Consider the following 18406-nt stretch of genomic DNA (forward strand, 5'->3'; position numbering starts at 1 on the left):
CCTCCCCCCCCGACAGGCTCCTACCCTACGCCATACAAGCGAGCTCGCTCGCGAACGAGTACCGGCAACGACGGCGTCAGGCGGGTTCGCGAGCAAGCTCGCTCCTACGAAAAGCATGTGCCGGGCCGGCCGGCGGATTCGCTTGCTGCGGTCGACTCGTTATACTGCGCCCCTCATTCCCCTTCGCGAGGTGTTCGTCCGATGCGCAATTGATGCCGCCGTGGTTTCACGGCCCGTTTTCCCTCCCTGGCCCGTTCCCGGGGGATTTCCGGCATCAATCTGGTACTGCGCATGACGAGCCCGTTCACCCTGGCGCTGCAAGGCGTCTCCTTTCAATTGCCCAGCGGCGAGTCGTTGCTGAGCGACCTCAACGAAACCTTCGATGACCGCCGCACCGCGCTGGTCGGGCGCAATGGCGTGGGCAAATCCATGCTGGCGCGGATCATGGCTGGCCAGTTGCAGCCCAGTGCCGGACGTTGCCTGTGCTCCGGCCCGGCGCACTACCTGGCGCAGCGCATCGAGCCGCAGGCGTTCCGCAGCGTGGCCGACCTGGCCGGCGTGCAGCCGCTGCTGGATGCGTTGGCTCGTATCGAGGCGGGAGGCGTCGATCCCGCTGACTTCGAGCGGCTCGATGGCCATTGGGATATCCGGGCCCGCCTGGAAGCCGAACTGGCCGCCAGCGGGCTCGCTCACCTGTCGCCGGATACGCCCGCCGCGCGCCTCAGCGGCGGTGAATGCACGCGGGTCGCGTTGCTCGGTGCCTGGCTCAGCGAGGCGGATTGGCTGATCCTCGACGAGCCGAGCAACCACCTTGACCGCGTCGGCCGCGAAGCCCTGCGCGGGCACCTGCAACGCTGGCGCGGCGGGCTGATCCTGATCAGCCATGACCGCCTGCTGCTGGACGACATGCAGCGCATCGTCGAGCTGTCGTCCGCCGGCCTGCGCAGCTACTCCGGGGGCCACGCCTTCTACCGCGAGATGCGCCAGCAGGAACAGGACAGCGCCCTGCGCGAATTGCAGCGGCGCAAGCTGGAACGTGATCGCCAGCAGCTCGCCATGCAGGAACAGCGCGAGCGCCAGGAGCATCGACAGGCGAAGGGGCGCAAGGAGGCGAAACAAGCCAACCAGGCGAAGATCCTGGTCGACCGGCAGAAGGAGCGCAGCCAGACCAGCATCGCGCGCCTGGCCACGCAGCACGGCGAGCGCCGCGAACAGCTGGCGCGGGAGGTTCAGGAGGCTTTCGGGCAGTTGCGCGACGATAGCGCGGTAGTCCTGAATGCGCCGGCCTGCGAGTTGCCCGAGTCTCGTGGTGTGTTGCTGCTGGAGGCGCTGCGCCTGCCATTCGGCAATGTAGCGCCGCTGGACTGGCAGTTGAACGGCCCGCGCCGCGTGGCGGTAACCGGGCGCAACGGCAGCGGCAAGTCGACTCTGCTCAAGGTGATCGCAGGCGTGCTCGGCCCTGCCGCTGGCTCGTGCGACGTGAAGGTACGCAGCGCTTATCTGGATCAGCACCTCGCCGCGCTGTTGCCCGCGCGCTCGGTGCTGGAACTGTTGCAGGCGCGCAACCGCACGGCGGCCCCGTCCGTGCTGCGTACGCGCTTGGCGCAGCTGGGACTGACGGTGACGCGGGTCGATCTGCCCAGCGGTCTGCTCAGCGGTGGCGAGCGCTTGAAGGCGGCGCTGGCGTGCGAGCTCTACGCCGAGCATCCGGCTCAACTGCTGTTGCTCGATGAGCCGGACAACCACCTCGACCTGCCGTCCCGCGAGGCGCTGGAAAACCTGCTGCGGCAATACCGGGGAGCGCTGCTGGTGGTGTCCCATGACGCTGCGTTTCTTGACCGGCTGGAGCTGGAGGAACGGCTGGAGTGCGCGGAGGGCGGCTGGCACTGGCGGGTCGAGTGAGGCTTTACCGGCCGGGAAGGGTTGGGTAGGATCGACCTCCCTCTCTTTCCGGCTGCCTCTGCCGTGTTCCGCCCAGGCGTTGAATCGCGAAGCGGGCATTCATGCTGCCGACGCTCCAACGGCCGCCACCTTTCGTGGCGTGCTATCCCTATGTGATTCGCTGAATCAGGATGCATTCATGCTCATTCGCCAACGCATCGCTGCGGACAATCCGCGGCTGCTCGACATCTGGCTGGGCGCCGTGCGCGCCACCCATCACTTTCTCCAGGCGTCCGATATCGACGGCCTGTTGCCCCTGGTCCGCGACCTCTACCTGCCCGCTGTCGAGGTGTGGGTGGCGGTGGATGCCGAGGACCGTCCGTTGGGCTTCATCGGCCTCAACGAGGCTCATGTGGAAATGCTCTTCATCGACCCGGAGCTGCGTGGCCGGGGCATCGGCCGCGCGCTGCTGGACTTCGTGCGTGAAGCGCGCGGTGCGCTGAGCGTCGATGTCAACGAACAGAACCCGCAGGCGGTGGGGTTCTACCGGCACTACGGCTTCGTCCAGACCGGTCGTTCGCCCACCGATGGCGAGGGGCGGCCGTTCCCGTTGCTGCACATGGGCCTGCCGGACGAGGCGTAAGCGGTTCTTCGTAGGAGCGAGGGGGACGCCTTCGTTATTGCTCGCGAGCAGATTTTCCGGCAGGCCCGGAGTCAAGCGGGTTCGCGAGCAAGCTCGCTCCTACAACAGGTCTACGCGCTGTGTTCCGTCTCGCCGCTGCCGAAGCGAATGCTCCGCGCACCGAGCTTCAGCAGGCTGTCGGCGAACAGGTCGCTGGCGGCGTGGCGGCAATCCCAGGCGGCCTCCCAGTCCTCCCGGCGGCGCCAGTGCAGGCGGCCGATCAGGCGCTGGGATTCGCCTTCGGCGTGCAGTTCGCTGGCGAGGTAGCCGGGATGCAGGTGGAACAGTTGCTGGAGGTGTTCCAGGTAATCACCCAGTTTCGCGGCGATGTGTGGGCGCTGCTGTGGCGTGACGTCGATCTCGATCTGCAGGACGAAGTGCGGATTGTCCACGCAGGTATGGGCGTGGATCGGGCCGGGCTGGGTCATGGTTCTTGGCTCCTGTCTTGAACCGAATGCCAGACAAGGGTAAAACCTCAACTTAAGTTGAGGTCAAGAGCCCATGAAAAAATCATCTTCCTGCCCGATCCATCGGGAGCTGAGTGTCGGCGAACTGGCGCAACGCGCCGGCGTGGCGGTGTCGGCCCTGCATTTCTACGAGGCCAAGGGGCTGATCAGCAGCCGCCGCAATGCCGGCAATCAACGCCGCTATCCGCGCGATACGTTGCGCCGGGTGGCGGTGATCAAGGTTGCGCAGCGGGTTGGCATTCCCCTGGGCGAGATCGCCGAGGCGCTGGATTCGCTGCCCAGCGGCCATAGTCCGACGGCGGCGGACTGGGCGCGGCTGTCGGAGCGCTGGCGGAATGATCTGAACGAGCGGATCGAGAAGCTGTTGTTGCTGCGCGATCAACTGGGCGGCTGCATTGGGTGTGGTTGCCTGTCGATGGAGGCGTGCCCGCTGCGCAATCCGGGGGATCGACTGGCGGAGGAGGGGCCGGGGGCGCATTGGCGGGGCGACGAGTGATGGAGGGTTCGCGAGCAAGCTCGCTCCTACAGGTGTTCATTCGGCAGCACGGGTGCGGTGGCGGGGTCTTCGCGCTACGCGAGCGGGGGCCGGGGCGATGAAACTCAGCGCTCCCGCAACGCCTCCCAGCGTGCCTTCAGCACCGGCTTGAGGATGTAGTCGAGCACGCTTTTCTCGCCGGTGATGATGTCCACCGTCGCCACCATGCCGGGGATGATCAGCAGCGGCTTGGCGTCGGTACCCAGGTGGTTCTTGTCGGTGCGCACCTGGATCAGGTAGAAGCTGTTGCCCTTGTCGTCGGTGATGGTGTCGGCGCTGATCAGTTCCAGCTTGGCCTTGAGCCCGCCGTAGATGGTGTAGTCGTAGGCGGTGAATTTCACGGTCGCCGGCTGGCCGGGATGGAGGAAGGCGATGTCCTGCGGGCGCACGCGGGCCTCCACCAGCAGGTTGTCTTCCAACGGGACGATTTCCACCATGTCGCTGCCCGGCTGCACCACGCCGCCGATGGTGTTGACCTTGAGCTGCTTGACGATGCCGCGCATGGGTGAAACCACCAGGGTGCGGTTGACCTTGTCGTCGATGGCGCGGCTGGTGGCGGTGAGCTTGTTGAGCTCGGTGCGGGCCTCGTTGAGTTCCTTCAGCGTGTCGCTGCGAAAGCCAAGCTTCGACTCCTCGACCTTGCGCTGGATTTCATTCACCGCCGCTTCCGCGCGGGGGATGGCCAGGCTGGTGGCGTTGAGGTCGCCGTTGATCTCCACGGCGCTGCGGCGCAGGCGCAGCAGTTCCACGGGGGAGACGGCGCCGCTCTTGACCAGCGGTTCGGACATGTTGATCTCCTGCTGCACCAGGCCCAGGCTCGAGCGGTACTGCTGCTGCTTGGCGCGGAACTCCTGAAGCTCCTGGGTCTTCTGCCGCAGCTGTTCCTGGAGGATGCTCAGCTCGCTGTTCTGCCGCTGCTGGCGGGTCTGGTAGAGGGCCAACTGGTCTTCCACCACTTGCGGCGCGTCCTTCTTCAGTTCATCGGCGAACGCGGGTTGGCGGCCATCGACCTCCGCGCTCAGACGTTCCACGCGGGCTTCCAGGAAATTGCGATCGGCCTCGGTCTCGCCCTTGTTGGAGGCGAAGCGGGTGTCGTCCAGGCGCAGCAGCGGCTGGTTCTTTTCCACCACCTGGCCATCGCGGACGAAGATCTCCGAGACGATGCCGCCCTCCAGGTTCTGGATGGTCTGCACCTTGGAGGAGGGGATGGCCTTGCCTTCGCCCTTGGTGACTTCCTCGATGTCGGCGAAGTAGGCCCAGGTGACGGCCACCACCAGCAGCGCCAGCGCGGACCACAGGGTGATGCGGGTGGCGTTGGGCGAGTCTTCCAGCAAGGTACCCTGGACCTCGGGCATGAACTCGGTGTCGCGGGCGCCGCTGCCGCCCAGGTAGTTGCGGATCGATTGCGAGAACTGCATGGCGATTACCCCGCTGCCGGGCCGACGTGGCCCTTGCGCAATGCTTCGATGACCGCGTCTTTCGGGCCGTCGGCGACGATGCGGCCGCTGTCGAGCACCAGCAGGCGGTCGACCAGGCTGAGCATCGAGGTGCGGTGGGTGACCAGCAGCAGGGTCTTGTCGCGGCAGGCCTCGTGCAGGCGCTTGCGCAGGATCTCCTCGCTGCTGTTGTCCATCGCGCTGGTGGGTTCGTCGAGCAGCAGGATCGGTGGGTCGAGCAGCAGCGCGCGGGCCATCAGCACGGCCTGGCGCTGGCCGCCGGAAAGCAGTTGGCCGCGCTCGCCCACCGGGCGGTCGAAGCCCAGCGGGTGCTGCCGGGCCAGCTCGCTGACGCCGGTCAGTTCGGCGACTTCCAGCATCCGCGCGTCGCTGATGTAGCGGGCGCCGAGGGTCAGGTTGTCGCGCAGGCTGCCGGCCAGCAGCGGCAGGTCATGGGCGACGTAGCCGATCTGCTGGCGCAGGTCGGCGACGTCGATCTGCCGCAGGTCCAGGCCGTCGAGCAGGATCTGTCCTTCGTCGGGATGGTAGAAGCCCATCAGCAGGCGGCCGAAGGTGCTCTTGCCGGAGCCGCTCTTGCCGATGATGCCGACCTTCTCGCCGGGAGCCAGGCGCAGGCCGATGTGGTTCAGCGCCGGGGTGCTCTGGCCCTGGTAGCTGAAGCTGAGCTGGCGGACTTCCAGGGCGCCGTGCAGTTGCGTGCGCTCCAGCGGGCGCTGGCGCGGCTGGCGCTCCTGCGGCAGGGCCATCAGCGCGTCGGTGCTGGTCATGGTCAGGCGCGCCTGCTGGTAGCGGGTGATCAGCCCGGCGATCTGTCCCAGAGGGGCGAGCACGCGGCTGTTGAGCATGTAGCTGGCGACCAGCGCGCCGACGCTGAGATTGCCGTCGAGGATGCTGTAGACCCCGGCACAGATCATCGCCATGCCGGCGAACTGCTGGAGGAACAGGGTGCCGTTGGTGGCCAGCGCGGAGAGGAAGCGGGCGTGGTTGTCCAGCCGCGCCAGGGCGCCGTGGGTGGTTTCCCAGCGGTACTGGCGCTCGCTCTCGGCGCCGCAGGCCTTGAGGGTTTCCAGGCCGCCGAGGGTTTCGATCAGCAGCGCCTGGCGCTCGGCGCCCAGGGTCAGGCTCTTCTGTACCGTGTCGCGCAGGCGGCTCTGGATGATCAGGGCGAAGACGATGGTGATCGGGAAGGCCAGCAGCGGGATCGCGATCAGCCAGCCGCCGAGCAGGCCGATGACCAGGATCATCAGCAGGGAGAAGGGCAGGTCGATCAGGCTGGTCAGGGTCAGGGCGGTGAGAAATTCGCGCAGTCCCTGGAAGTCGTGGATGCTCTGGGCAAAGCCGCCGACCGTCTCGGGCTTGGCCACCATCGACATGCCGGTGATGCGTTCGAACAGGGTCGCCGAAAGCACCACGTCGGTCTTCTTGCCGGCCATGTCCAGCAGGTTGGAGCGCAGTACCCGCAGCAGCAGCTCGAACATCGTGCCCAGCAGCAGGCCGACGGCCAGCACCCAGAGGGTCGAGAGCGCCTGGTTGGGCACCACGCGGTCGTAGGTCTGCATGACGAACAGCGGCACCAGCATGCCGAGCAGGTTGATCAGCAGGCTGGCCACCAGCGCGTCGGTATAGAGCCAGCGCGACAGACTCAAGGTGTCGCGGAACCAGGCTTCGACCCGCGGCACCAGCGGCTTGCGCGCGGCTTCCAGTTCGTGGCGCGGGCGGGCGAACAAGGCCTGGCCGCTGTACTGGGCGGCCAGCTCGTCGGCGTTGACGCACTGCTCGCCGCCTTCGGTTTCGCACGGCAGGATCAGCGCCTGGCCGTCGTCGCGCCATTGGCGCAGCACCGCGCTGCGCCCGTCGTTGAGCAGCAGCAGCACCGGCAGGTTGAGGTTGGAGATGCTTTTCAGCTCGCGGCGCAGCAGGCGGCCCTGCAACCCGGCGCGGGCCGCCGCGCGGGGCAGCAGGCTGGCGGACAGGCACTGGTCGTGCAGCGGCAGGCCGGCGGACAGGCTGTTGCGGCTGACCGCGCAGCCGTGCAGGCGGCAGAGAATCAGCAGGCCGTCGAGCAGGGGATCGTCATGGCTCAGGCGTGGGTCGCCGGGCGCGGATGTGCTGCGCTCCTGGATGATCATGGTCACGCTACTTCCTCCCGGGCCGCGTCGCCGCCTGACGTCGCTGCGCGCCGGCCGACACCCGCGAGGTGCGCCGGCATGTCGCCGCACGACGGCTCCGTGCCCTGTCGTATCGCTGCACGGCCGCCGCCCCGTTGCCGGATGGCACGGGGCACGGAGGACGGTCGCGAGCGACTTTCTTATTTCAGATCAGGCAGGCGTGCCTCGTTCTTCACATCCGAGAGTGCAACCGACTCGTGCGGAACGACCACCCGCTGCGACTTGAGCAGCGCGCCCATGCTGGAGAGCACGCGGTACATCGAGAACTCCTCGGTGTAGCGCACGTCGGTGTAGCGGCGGTTGGCGGTGAACAGTTCGTTCTCGCTGTCGAGCAGGTCGAGCAGGGTGCGCTGGCCCAGGGTGAACTGCTGCTGATACGCCTCGCGCACCTTGCGGGTGTAGTCGGCGTACTCGCGGGCGGGCTGGGTCTGCTTGCGCGCGTTTTCCATCGCGTCCCAGGCCAGCGAGAGGTTCTCGTTGAGCAGGCGCAGGGCGTTGTTGCGGATGTCCTTGGACTCGTCGATCTGGTGGGTGGTGGCGTTCAGGTGGGCTTTGTCGCGCATCCCGTTGAACAGGTTGTAGCGCATCACCACCTGGGCTTCCCAGTAGTTGTAGTGGCCTTCGTCACCGTCGACGTTGTTGTTGGCGGCCTTGGCCAACTCCAGGTCGAAGCGTGGATAGAAGGGCGCCTTGGCGGCCTCGTACTGGCTCTCCGCGGCATTGACGTCGGCCTGGGCGGATTTGAGCAGCGGGTTTTCGCTGACCATCGTCTGGCGCGCCGACAGCAGGTCCGCGGGCATCTCCGCCTTGACGGTGGAGGGCGACTCCAACTGGTCCGGCATCTTGCCGGTGGCGCTGTAGAAGTTGGCCTCGGCGTCCGCCAGGTTCACCTCTTCGGTGTAGAGGTTGTTCTGCGCCAGGGCCAGACGGGCGATGGCCTGGTCGTTGTCGGCGGTACTGCCCACGCCGCGCTCGCTGCGCAGGCGGATCTGGTCGCCGATGCGTTCGTGAGCCTGCAGGTTGTTCTTCGCCAGGGTCACCATTTCGCGGCGCTTGAGCACTTCGAGGTAGACCTCGACGGTGCGCAGGGCTGCGGTCTCGGAGGTGCCGAGGATCCGAAATGCCTTGGAGTTGACGTTGGCTTCGTTGCGCTTGACTTCGTTGGGGGTGCCGAAACCGTCGAACAGCATTTGCCGCAGGCGGATTTCGGCATCGCCGCGGTTCATGGTTTCGTCGTTGTGGTCGCCGATGGCGCGGGTGGATGGGCTGTCGGTGTTTTCTCGGCCGTAGCCGAGCAGCAGATCGACCGTTGGCAGATAGCCGCCCCTGGCAAACTTGAGTTCCTCGTCCGCGGTCAGGCGGCTGTTCACGCTCTGACTGATCTCCGGGTGGTATTGCAGCGTACTTTGTATAGCTTCGGTCAGCGTCATGGCCTGCCCATGAGCGCAAGACACTGCCATAAATACACCGCTCCATAGTGCCGCGTTACGACTGCGCATGGCTTTGCTCCTGGTGTTCTCTTACTTCGATGCTCTTTAGTCGCCAATTTATTGGCTTTTTTCTCTTATCAAGCGTTTCACGCCTGTAACATCACAGCTAAGAACAACTTTTTGGAAAGCTCAGAAGAATTTCTCACATGAGTTATTCGGAAAAAGTCTTATGACACATCTGAAAAGCAGCACATTGTTTATGCCAGCAAGCCCCGGTATTTCCTGGGTATGGGCGGTGACGGCGCTTGCAAACGAAGCCAGGTACGGTTTGTAGCAGTTAGGGCGGGGACTACGGCAGAAGGACAAGAAAAAGCGTCGTCAGAATGACAAAAAATTGTCGCTGGCTTTTTGATGCTGAAGCGCTACCAGTCCTTTTCGCACCCTTCGCAACTTTCTTCGCAACATCCGAATACATGCGTGCCTTGGCCTGTTTCGGATACCTGCGTGCCGGTGGAACCGGTGTTGGCAGTGGAGCGGAGGAAGGACTCATGGCTACGTTGATGGGTGTCGTCAGTAAAGTGGTCGGCGAAGTGTTTGCGGTAGCCGCCGATGGATCGCGTCGTCCTTTGGGCCAGGGAGACAAGGTGTTCGTTGGCGAACAGCTGGTCACTGGCGCCAATGGCTCGGTGGCGCTGCGGGTCGCCGGCGGAGGCGAAATCGTGCTCGGGCGCGACAGCTCTCTGCCGATGACCGCGCAACTGCAGGCTGCCGCTCACCAGTCGGACGGTGGCGACCAGCAATCCGTTGCCCAGCAGCCGGTAGCGCCGAGCCAGCAGGACGTCACGGATGTGAAGGCCCTGCAAGCCGCGATCGCCGCCGGCGTGGACCCGACCCAGGCGGCCGAAGCCACGGCCGCCGGCCCGAGCGCCGGCAGCGCCTCCAGCGGCAAGCCCGGCGGCGGACACTCCTTCGTGCTGCTGACCGAAGTGGGCGGGCATATCGACCCGACCATCGGCTTCCCGACCGGGCCCATCGGGTCCGGGCCCTTGCCCCTGCGTGAGTTCGACGGCACCCCGGATGTACGCCTCGAGGCCGAACCGCCCGTGGTCCCGCCAGATGGCGTGCCGAGCGCCGGCCCCAGTGGCCCTGGTGGCGCCAATGTGTTCGAGGCCGGCCTGCCCGGTGGTATTCCCGATGGTGTGGGGGAGGGGGCGACCCACTCCGGCACCCTGGGCTACAGCTTCGGGCCAGATGGCGTTGGCAGCTTCTCCTGGGGCACCGCAGGGCTGCCCAGCCTGACCTCCGGTGGCGTCGCCATCACCTATAGCGTCAGCCCCGATGGTCATGTGCTTACCGGCAGCGCCAATGGCACGCCGGTCTTCACCGTGACCCTCACCGATATCAACACCGGTGCCTTCGAGGTCACCCTGCTGCAGCCGGTGGATCACCCGGTCAAGGGTTCCGAAGACACCCTGAACTTCGATATCCCCTACACCATCACCGACGGCAACGGCACCCCGGCCAACGGCACGCTGACCGTGGGCATCGTTGACGATGCGCCGCAGGCCAGCCTGTCCGCCGACATTGGCGTGGACGTCCTGCTGCAGACCCATGACGCCAACACCGCTGGTGCTGCCTTCGACACCTCCACCGCTGATTACAGCTCGGCCTTCCAGGTGACGGCCAACTATGGCGGCGACGGTGCCGGCACCACCCAGCTCAGCTACAACCTGAACCTGGTGAGCGGCAACGGCAGCGACTCGGGCCTGACCAGTGGCGGCGCGACCATCTACCTGTACAGCGTGGGCGGCGCCATCGTCGCTTCCACCTCCGCCAGCGCCGCTGGCATCACCGGCGAGAACACCATCTTCAGCCTGTCGGTGAACGGCGATACCGGTGTGGTCACCCTGACCCAGTTCAGCGCCGTGGACCACGGGCTACCGGGCAGCGACGGCAACTACGCCAGCCAGAATGCCGTGCTCGATTCCGGCCTGGTGCAACTGCAGGGCAACCTGACGGTAACCGACCGTGATAGCGACAGCGTTTCCTCCAGCAGCTCGCTGGACCTCGGCGGTCGTGTCAGCTTCACCGACGACGGTCCGAGCATTGCCGTGGGCAACACCGAAGGCCTGCACCTGACGGTGGACGAGTCCGCCCTGGGGACCGACGCCACCAGCAGCGTGGCGGCAGGCGACCTGTTCAATGCGCAGTTCGGCGCGGACGGCGCCGGCTCGATCACCTACAAGGTCGAGACCCAGGACAACACCGACAGCGGCCTGAAAGACACCGCCACCGGCAGCCAGATCTTCCTGTTCAACACCGCCAGCGGCGTGGAAGGCCGCGTGGGCGGCGTGAACGGTGAAGTTGCGTTCCGTGTGACCCTCGGGCAGGACGGCAAGATCACCCTCGACCAGGTCCGTGCCCTGGTACACCCGGACAACACCGACTCCAACGACCCGCTCAGCATCGGTGCCGGCAAGATCAGCCTGACCGCCACCGTGACCGACGCCGATGGCGACCATCAGAGCGCCGGGCTCGACCTGGGCAGCAAGCTGACCTTCCTCGACGACGGCCCGAGCATTTCCGTGGGTAGCACCGAAGGCCTGCACCTGACGGTGGACGAGTCCGACCTCGGTCAGAACGCCACCAGCACCGGTTCGGTGGCCGATCTGTTCAACGCCCAGTTCGGCGCTGACGGTGCCGGCTCGGTCACCTACAAGGTCGAGACCCAGGACAACACCGACAGCGGCCTGAAAGACACCGCCACTGGCAGCCAGATCTTCCTGTTCAACACCGCCAGCGGCGTTGAAGGCCGCGTGGGGGGCGTGAATGGCGAAGTCGCCTTCCGCGTGACCCTCGGGCAGGACGGCAAGATCACCCTGGACCAGGTCCGTGCGCTGGTGCACCCCGACAACACCGACTCCAATGATCCGCTGAGCCTGGGTGCCGGCAAGATCAGCCTGACCGCTACCGTGACCGACGCCGATGGCGACCATCAGAGCGCCGGGCTCGACCTGGGCAGCAAGCTGACCTTCCTCGACGACGGCCCGCGCATCGCGCCCATCGAAGGCGGCGACCTGCACCTGAGCGTGGACGAAACCACCCTGGGCCAACCGGCGACCAGCACTGGCTCGGTGGCCGAGCTGTTCAACGGCCAGTTCGGCGCCGATGGCGAAGGGTCGATCACCTACAAGATCGAAGCCGCCAACAACACTGACAGCGGCCTGACCGATACCGCCAGTGGCCAGCGGGTAATCCTCTTCAACACCGCCAATGGAGTGGAAGGGCGCCTGGAAACCAGCGGCGAAACTGCCTTCCGCGTGACCCTCGGACCGGACGGCAAGGTCACCCTGGAGCAACTGCGCGCGCTGGTGCATTCCGACACCAGTGATCCCAATGATTCGCTGAACCTGGCCGGCAAGATCGCCCTCAGCGCGATCATCACCGACAAGGACGGCGACAGCGCGACCACCTCGATCGACCTGGGCGGCAAGCTGACCTTCCTCGACGATGGTCCGAGCATCACGCCGAACACCGCTCATGACCTCCAACTGAGCGTGGATGAATCCACCCTGAACCTGGATGCCACCAGCACTGCCAGTGTTTCCGACCTGTTCACCGCGCACTTCGGTGCCGATGGTCCGGGGCAGATCACCTACAAGATCGAGACCGAGGACAACACCGATAGCGGCCTGAAGGACACGGCCAGCGGTGACCAGATCTTCCTGTTCAACACCGCCAGCGGTGTAGAAGGCCGGGTCGGTGGCGAGAACGGCGCGGTCGCCTTCCGCGTGACCCTGGGCCAGGACGGCAAGATCACCCTCGACCAGGTGCGCGCCGTCGTGCATCCGACTCCGGGTGACAACAACGAAGGGGTCAGCCTCGATGCGAACACCCTGACCCTGACCGCCACCATCACCGACAAGGACGGCGACAGCTCCTCGGCGAAAATCGACCTGGGCAGCAAGCTGACCTTCCTCGACGACGGTCCGAGCATCGCGCCGTGCGAGGACGTGGACATCAAGCTGACGGTGGATGAGACCCACCTGAACGTCGATGCCACCAGTTCCGCCACGGTGTCCGACCTGTTCACCGCGCACTTCGGCAACGACGGCGCGGGCGCGATCACCTACAAGGTCGAGACCAACGACAACACCGACAGCGGCCTGAAGGACACGGCGACCGGCAGCAAGATATTCCTGTTCAACACCGCCAACGGTGTGGAAGGTCGCGTGGGTGGGGAAGACGGCACCGTCGCCTTCCGCGTGACCCTGGGGCAGGATGGCAAGATCACCCTCGACCAGGTGCGCGCTGTCGTGCACCCGACTCCTGGCGACAATAACGAAGGCGTCAGCCTCGCCACGGGCAGTGTGACCCTCACCGCGACCATCACCGACAAGGACGGCGACAGCGCCCAGGCCCACATCGACCTGAGCGGCAAGCTGACCTTCCTCGACGATGGCCCGAGCATCGAGCCCTGCAACGATGCGGACATCAAGCTGACCGTGGACGAGACCCACCTCGGCGTGCCCGACACCAGCAGCGCTTCGGTGGCCGACCTGTTCACCACCCACTTCGGTGCCGATGGCGCCGGTTCCATTACCTACAAACTGGCCGGGGCCGACAATAGCGACAGCGGGTTCAAGGACACCGAGACCGGGCAGAAGGTCTATCTGTACAACACTGCCAACGGCATCGAAGGCCGCCTGCAGGGCACCGATACCGTGGCCTTCCGCGTATCCGTGGATGGCGACGGCAAGGTCACCCTGGAACAGCTGCGCGCGATGGTGCATCCGGATACCAGCGATGCCGATGATGCACTGAGCTTGAGCGGCCAGGTCACCCTCACCGCCACCATTACCGACAAGGATGGCGATAGCGCCAGCGCCCATATCGATCTGGGCAGCAGCCTGACCTTCCTCGACGATGGCCCCAGCATCGCCCCGTCGAGCATCTACGACATCAGCCTGGAAGTGGACGAGTCCAACCTCGACAACGACGCACGCGTCGAGTCCAGCCTGGTTTCGCGGCTGTTCGAGTCGCACTTCGGCGCCGACGGCGCTGGTGGCATCACCTACAAGGTCAGCACTGTGGATGGAACTGACAGTGGCCTGAAGACCACTCAGGGCGATGCCATTCTGCTTTACAACGTCAACGGCACCGTGGAAGGCCGCGTACAGGGCAGTGGTGCGGTCGCCTTCGTGGTCAGCGAGGACAACGGCGCGCTCATGCTCGACCAGCGCCTGGCGCTCAAGCACCCCGACACCAGCGACTCCGATGATCCGTTGCGCCTGGACAGCGGCAAGATCACCCTCACCGCCACGATCGTCGATGGCGACGGCGACAAGGCCTCGGCCCAGGTCGACCTGGGTAGCAAGATGGTGTTCTACGACGATGGCCCGCACATCGAACCGTGCACCGACGCGGATATCCGCCTGACGGTGGATGAGACGAAACTGGCGGTCGACGACAAGGCTTCGGCGAACGACGTCGCGGCGCTGTTCACCAGCCACTTCGGCAATGACGGTGCCGGCGCGATCACCTACAAGATCACCACCACCGACGGCACCGACAGCGGCCTGAAGGACACTGCTACCGGTAACAAGATCTTCCTCTTCAACACCGCCAACGGCGTCGAAGGCCGCGTGGACGGCAGCGGTCAGGTGGCGTTCAGCGTGACCGTCAACAACGGCGCAATCACCCTCGATCAGCAACGCGCGCTGGTGCATCCGGTGACCACCGATGCCAATGATCCGCTGGGTATCGGTACCGGCAAGATCGCCCTCACCGCGACCATCACCGATGGCGACGGCGACCACGAGTCGGCCAGCGTGGACCTGGGCAGCAAGCTGACCTTCCTCGACGACGGCCCGCACATCGAGCCGTGCACCGACGCCGATATCCGCCTGGAAGTGGACGAGTCCAACCTCGCCAGCGACGCGCGCGTCGAAGCGCCCCTGGTGGCCAACCTGTTCACCGCGGACTTCGGCGCTGACGGGGCCGGCTCGATCACCTATAAGGTCACCACCGTGGACGGTACCGACAGCGGCCTGCGCGAAACCGCCAGCGGCGCGCGCATCCTGCTGTTCAACGACGGCAATGGCGTGGTCGGCAAGGTCGAAGGCAGCGGCGCCATCGCCTTCGTGGTTCGTCTCGATGGGGGGGCGCTGACCCTCGATCAGCGCATGGCGTTCATCCATCCTGACAGCAGCAACGACGATGAAACGCTGAGCATCGCCAGCGGCAAGATCAGCCTGACCGGCACCATCACCGACAAGGACGGTGACAGCCAGAGCGCCTCCATCGACCTGGGCAGCAAACTGGTATTCCACGACGATGCCCCGAGCATCAGCGCCGATGTCGGCAAAGCGCCGACGCTGACGGTGGATGAAACGGCGCTGGCCACCGACGCCACCGCCAACTTCAGCGGCGCCTTCAGCGCCACCACCGGCGCCGACGGCGGCAGCGTGAGCTACAGCCTGACCGCCACCACCGGCGACCTCAGCGGCGTGCAGACCACCGACGGCACCGACATCGTGCTGGTGCGGGTCAGCGCCACCCAGGTCGAAGGCCGGGTCGGCGACATCAATGGCGCGACCGCCTTCAGCGTGACGCTGAATGCCACCACCGGCGAGCTGAAGCTCGACCAGCAACTGGCGCTCAAGCACGTTGACACCACCACCCCCAACGACTCGGTCAGCCTGCTGGGCGACAAGATATCCCTGGTGGCGACCATCACTGATGGCGACGGCGACCAGAAATCGGCCAGCATTGATCTGGGCGGCAAGCTGGTGTTCAACGACGACGGCCCGGTGCTTGTCGCCAATGGCAGCGTGACCGGCCAAGTGATGGAGGATGCATTGCCCCACGGCAACCCCGACGGCGCCGGCGATACCACTGTGGCCAAGGGCTCGCTCTCCGGCCTGGTGAACTTCGGCGCGGACGGCCCCGGTGCCTTCTCGCTGACCGGCGACTACTCCTCGCTGACCTCGCAGCACCTGACCTCCGGAGGCTTGGCGCTTGCCTATAGCGTGGTCGGCAACCTGCTGACTGCTACGGCCGGTACCCAGACCATCTTCACCCTGTCGCTGGATGCGGCGGGCAACTACGAGTTCAAGCTCTCTGGTCCGCTGGACCATCCGCTGCACAATGGCAGTGACGCGGAGCAGCTTTCGCTCAACCTCGGTGGACTGATCAAGGCCACCGATGGAGACGGCGATCCGGTCAGCCTGGGCAGCGGTTCGCTGGTGATCAACGTGCAGGACGACCTGCCGGTGGTGCACAGCGAGCCGCCGTGTCAGGACGTCTCCGACGTGCAGGGCTTCGTGCTCAACGGCACGCTCGACGTCAGCTTCGGCGGCGACGGGCTCGGTGCATTCGACCTGAGCGGCAACACCGCGCCGGACGGCCTGACCTACGTGGTCACCCAACTGCCCGGTGGCGGCTCGCAGCTGACCGCCTATGACGGTTCCAACGAGGCCTTCTTCGTCCTCAAGGTCGACGCCGATGGTACCTACAGCTTCGAGGTGCTCAATTCGCGGCCGATCTCCACGGTGGAATACGACCTGACCCAGGTCTCCGCCGGCGGTCCGCGGCCTTCGATCACCCTGACGTCCGATGGCCTGTCGGTGGTCTTCACCAGCCCCAACGGCAATGTGAACCCGTCCGACAACGGCATGGGCGTGGGCGGCAACAACCTCATCACCCCCGGTGAGAATCTCAACATCGCCTTCAGCGAGAAGATCTACGACGCCAGCTTCGATGTGCAGAAACTCTCCACCAGCGATGTGCTGAGCTGGAAAGTGCTTGGCGAAGGCGGTGTGGTACTGGCGACCGGCACCTTCTCGCCGCCGGCCGGCTATGGCGAGAACAGCTCGATCTCCTTCAACCTGCTGACCGATGGCCACTTCACCAGTGGTTCGGCCTTCCAGCTCTCCGAGGGCGGCTTCAATACCGTCGTGCTGAGCAGCAACAGCGGTGACTACCGCGTGGTCAGCGTCTCCGCCGGCCAATCGGTCCTGCCCGATGACGTGGACCTGGACTTCCACCTGGGCATCACCGACGGCGATGGCGACAGCACTTCGCTCAACCTCTGCCTGGACCTGAGTACGCCCCAGCCCCTGCTGGTGGTGGGCAGCAACAGCAGCGACAACGATGGCTCCAGCACCCAGCACACCCTGCCCAACCCGCAGGACGTGGACAAATCCGGGACCATCAGCGGCGGTGGCGGCAGCGACGTGCTGATCGGCGATCCGGGTGGCGTGTCGGTCTATACCCAGCCGGGCAAGAACTACAACATCTCGCTGATCGTCGACACCTCCGGCAGCATGGTCGACCCGTCGGGCAGCGGCATGTCACGCATGGCCCTGGCGAAGAACGCGCTGATCAACCTGGTCAACACCATCAAGGGGCATGACGGGGTCATCAACGTCAACCTGGTGTCCTTCGCCGACAGCGCCAAGAGCGTCAGCTTCAATGGCCTGACCACGGCCAACGTGACGCTGCTGATCGCCGCGATCAACTCCCTCAGCGCCAACGGTGCGACCAACTACGACGATGCCATGCAGAAGGCCTCGGCCTGGTTCAACACCCAGGTCAGCGTCAATCACGCCGACGCCGCTCACGGCTACGTCAACCTCGCGTTCTTCCTCACCGACGGTAACCCCACGGTGTGGAACGGCTACAACGGCAGTGGCGACACCACCAACTTCAATGACATCAGCGTCGCGCTGAGCTCTGGCCACGACATGCTCCACGGCGCTGGCGCGCTCACCGGCGCCAACGCGGTGGACGTCAACGCCATCGGTATCGGCAACGGTATCAACAGCAACTACCTGAAGTTCTTCGACAACACCGATACCACCGGCAGCGGCACGATCAACGTGGATGGCCAGAACATCACCAACTCGGTGGGCCAGCCGCAGGTCATCAACACCGCCGAACAGCTGCAGGCGGCGTTGCAGGAAGGCTTCAGCACCAGCACGCCGGTCACCGTGGGCAACGACCATCTAGTTGGTGGGGCCGGCAACGACATCCTGTTCGGCGATGTGATCAACACCGACCAGTTGTCCTGGGCCGGACATGCCGCAGGAACCCACAACGGCCAGGGCTTCCAGGCACTGGTGGACTACCTGACGGCCACCAATGGCAGCGCGCCGACAGTGGCGCAGTTGAGCAACTACATCGTCCAGCACGCGGATCAGTTCAACGTCGCCGGTGACACCCGCGGCGGCAATGACATCCTCGAAGGCGGCGCCGGCAACGACCTGATGTTCGGCCAGGGCGGCAACGACAAGCTGATCGGAGGGCCGGGCGACGACATCCTGTATGGCGGTACCGGCGCGGACGAGTTCATCTGGAAATCCGGCGATACCGGCCACGACGTGATCAAGGACTTCAGCATCGCCGAGGGCGACACGCTGAACCTGGCCGACCTGCTGCAGGGCGCGCTGCCCACCGCCGACTCGCTCTCGCAGTACCTGAGCTTCTCGGTCACATCCGGCACCACCAGCATCGGCGTCAGCCCAACCAGTGGCGGTTCCGCCACCCAGACCATCGACCTGGCCAACGTCGATCTCTCCGCCAAGTACGCGGGCCATGTCGGCAACGGCGTGCTCTCGGCGGGGGACACCCACCAGGTGCTCAACGGCCTGCTGGGCGACCATGTGATCAAGACCGACACCGTCTGATCGCCGTTGTCCCACCCTCGAAACCGCCGCCTCCGGGCGGCGGTTTCGTTCGTGCCCCGCCCAACGAGGCTGGGGGCAGGGCTATACGGCTGGTGAA

The 18406-nt window shown here is 65.6% G+C and carries 8 protein-coding genes; 4 read left to right on the plus strand and 4 right to left on the minus strand.

The window, feature by feature from the left end:
* The first annotated feature begins 291 nt into the window (after positions 1-291).
* A complete protein-coding gene (locus ACYCAX_RS20525) occupies positions 292-1902 on the plus strand; it encodes an ABC-F family ATP-binding cassette domain-containing protein (protein ID WP_460248719.1) in 1611 nt (536 codons plus the stop codon).
* A gap of 178 nt (positions 1903-2080) precedes the next feature.
* Entirely contained in the window at positions 2081-2524 is a 444-nt protein-coding gene (locus tag ACYCAX_RS20530; protein WP_460248720.1) for an acetyltransferase, read from the plus strand.
* 110 nt (positions 2525-2634) lie between these two features.
* Here ACYCAX_RS20530 and ACYCAX_RS20535 read toward each other — a convergent pair whose 3' ends face one another.
* Positions 2635-2991 (minus strand): antibiotic biosynthesis monooxygenase, encoded by a 357-nt coding sequence (locus tag ACYCAX_RS20535; RefSeq protein WP_294971649.1) that lies wholly within the window; start codon positions 2989-2991, stop codon positions 2635-2637.
* Between the two features lie 73 nt (positions 2992-3064).
* On the opposite strand from ACYCAX_RS20535, the gene soxR reads away from it, so the two are divergent.
* Entirely contained in the window at positions 3065-3526 is a 462-nt protein-coding gene (soxR, locus tag ACYCAX_RS20540) for a redox-sensitive transcriptional activator SoxR (protein ID WP_460248721.1), read from the plus strand.
* Between the two features lie 104 nt (positions 3527-3630).
* On the opposite strand, the gene ACYCAX_RS20545 is transcribed toward soxR, so the two are convergent.
* From ACYCAX_RS20545 to ACYCAX_RS20555, 3 genes are all read right to left on the minus strand, one after another.
* Entirely contained in the window at positions 3631-4983 is a 1353-nt protein-coding gene (locus ACYCAX_RS20545) for an HlyD family type I secretion periplasmic adaptor subunit (RefSeq protein WP_015476382.1), read from the minus strand.
* Between the two features lie 5 nt (positions 4984-4988).
* Positions 4989-7151 (minus strand): type I secretion system permease/ATPase, encoded by a 2163-nt coding sequence (locus ACYCAX_RS20550; RefSeq protein ID WP_460248761.1) that lies wholly within the window; start codon positions 7149-7151, stop codon positions 4989-4991.
* A 179-nt stretch (positions 7152-7330) separates the two neighbouring features.
* The gene (locus ACYCAX_RS20555; RefSeq protein WP_442961253.1) at positions 7331-8620 is read right to left on the minus strand and encodes a TolC family outer membrane protein; all 1290 of its coding nucleotides are present in this window, start codon (positions 8618-8620) and stop codon (positions 7331-7333) included.
* A gap of 548 nt (positions 8621-9168) precedes the next feature.
* Between ACYCAX_RS20555 and ACYCAX_RS20560 the strand changes: the two genes are divergently transcribed.
* Positions 9169-18309: a retention module-containing protein gene (locus ACYCAX_RS20560; RefSeq protein ID WP_460248722.1), complete on the plus strand. Its 9141-nt coding sequence runs from the start codon at positions 9169-9171 to the stop codon at positions 18307-18309.
* Positions 18310-18406 lie beyond the last annotated feature (97 nt).

The organism is Pseudomonas sp. MT3, from assembly GCF_054720805.1.

Coding starts and splice junctions, on each gene's coding strand:
- ACYCAX_RS20525 (WP_460248719.1), top strand. CDS start 292: ATGACGAGCCCGTTCACCCTGGCGCTGCAAGGCGTCTCCTTTCAATTG.
- ACYCAX_RS20530 (WP_460248720.1), top strand. CDS start 2,081: ATGCTCATTCGCCAACGCATCGCTGCGGACAATCCGCGGCTGCTCGAC.
- ACYCAX_RS20535 (WP_294971649.1), bottom strand. CDS start 2,991: ATGACCCAGCCCGGCCCGATCCACGCCCATACCTGCGTGGACAATCCG.
- soxR (WP_460248721.1), top strand. CDS start 3,065: ATGAAAAAATCATCTTCCTGCCCGATCCATCGGGAGCTGAGTGTCGGC.
- ACYCAX_RS20545 (WP_015476382.1), bottom strand. CDS start 4,983: ATGCAGTTCTCGCAATCGATCCGCAACTACCTGGGCGGCAGCGGCGCC.
- ACYCAX_RS20550 (WP_460248761.1), bottom strand. CDS start 7,151: ATGATCATCCAGGAGCGCAGCACATCCGCGCCCGGCGACCCACGCCTG.
- ACYCAX_RS20555 (WP_442961253.1), bottom strand. CDS start 8,620: ATGACGCTGACCGAAGCTATACAAAGTACGCTGCAATACCACCCGGAG.
- ACYCAX_RS20560 (WP_460248722.1), top strand. CDS start 9,169: ATGGCTACGTTGATGGGTGTCGTCAGTAAAGTGGTCGGCGAAGTGTTT.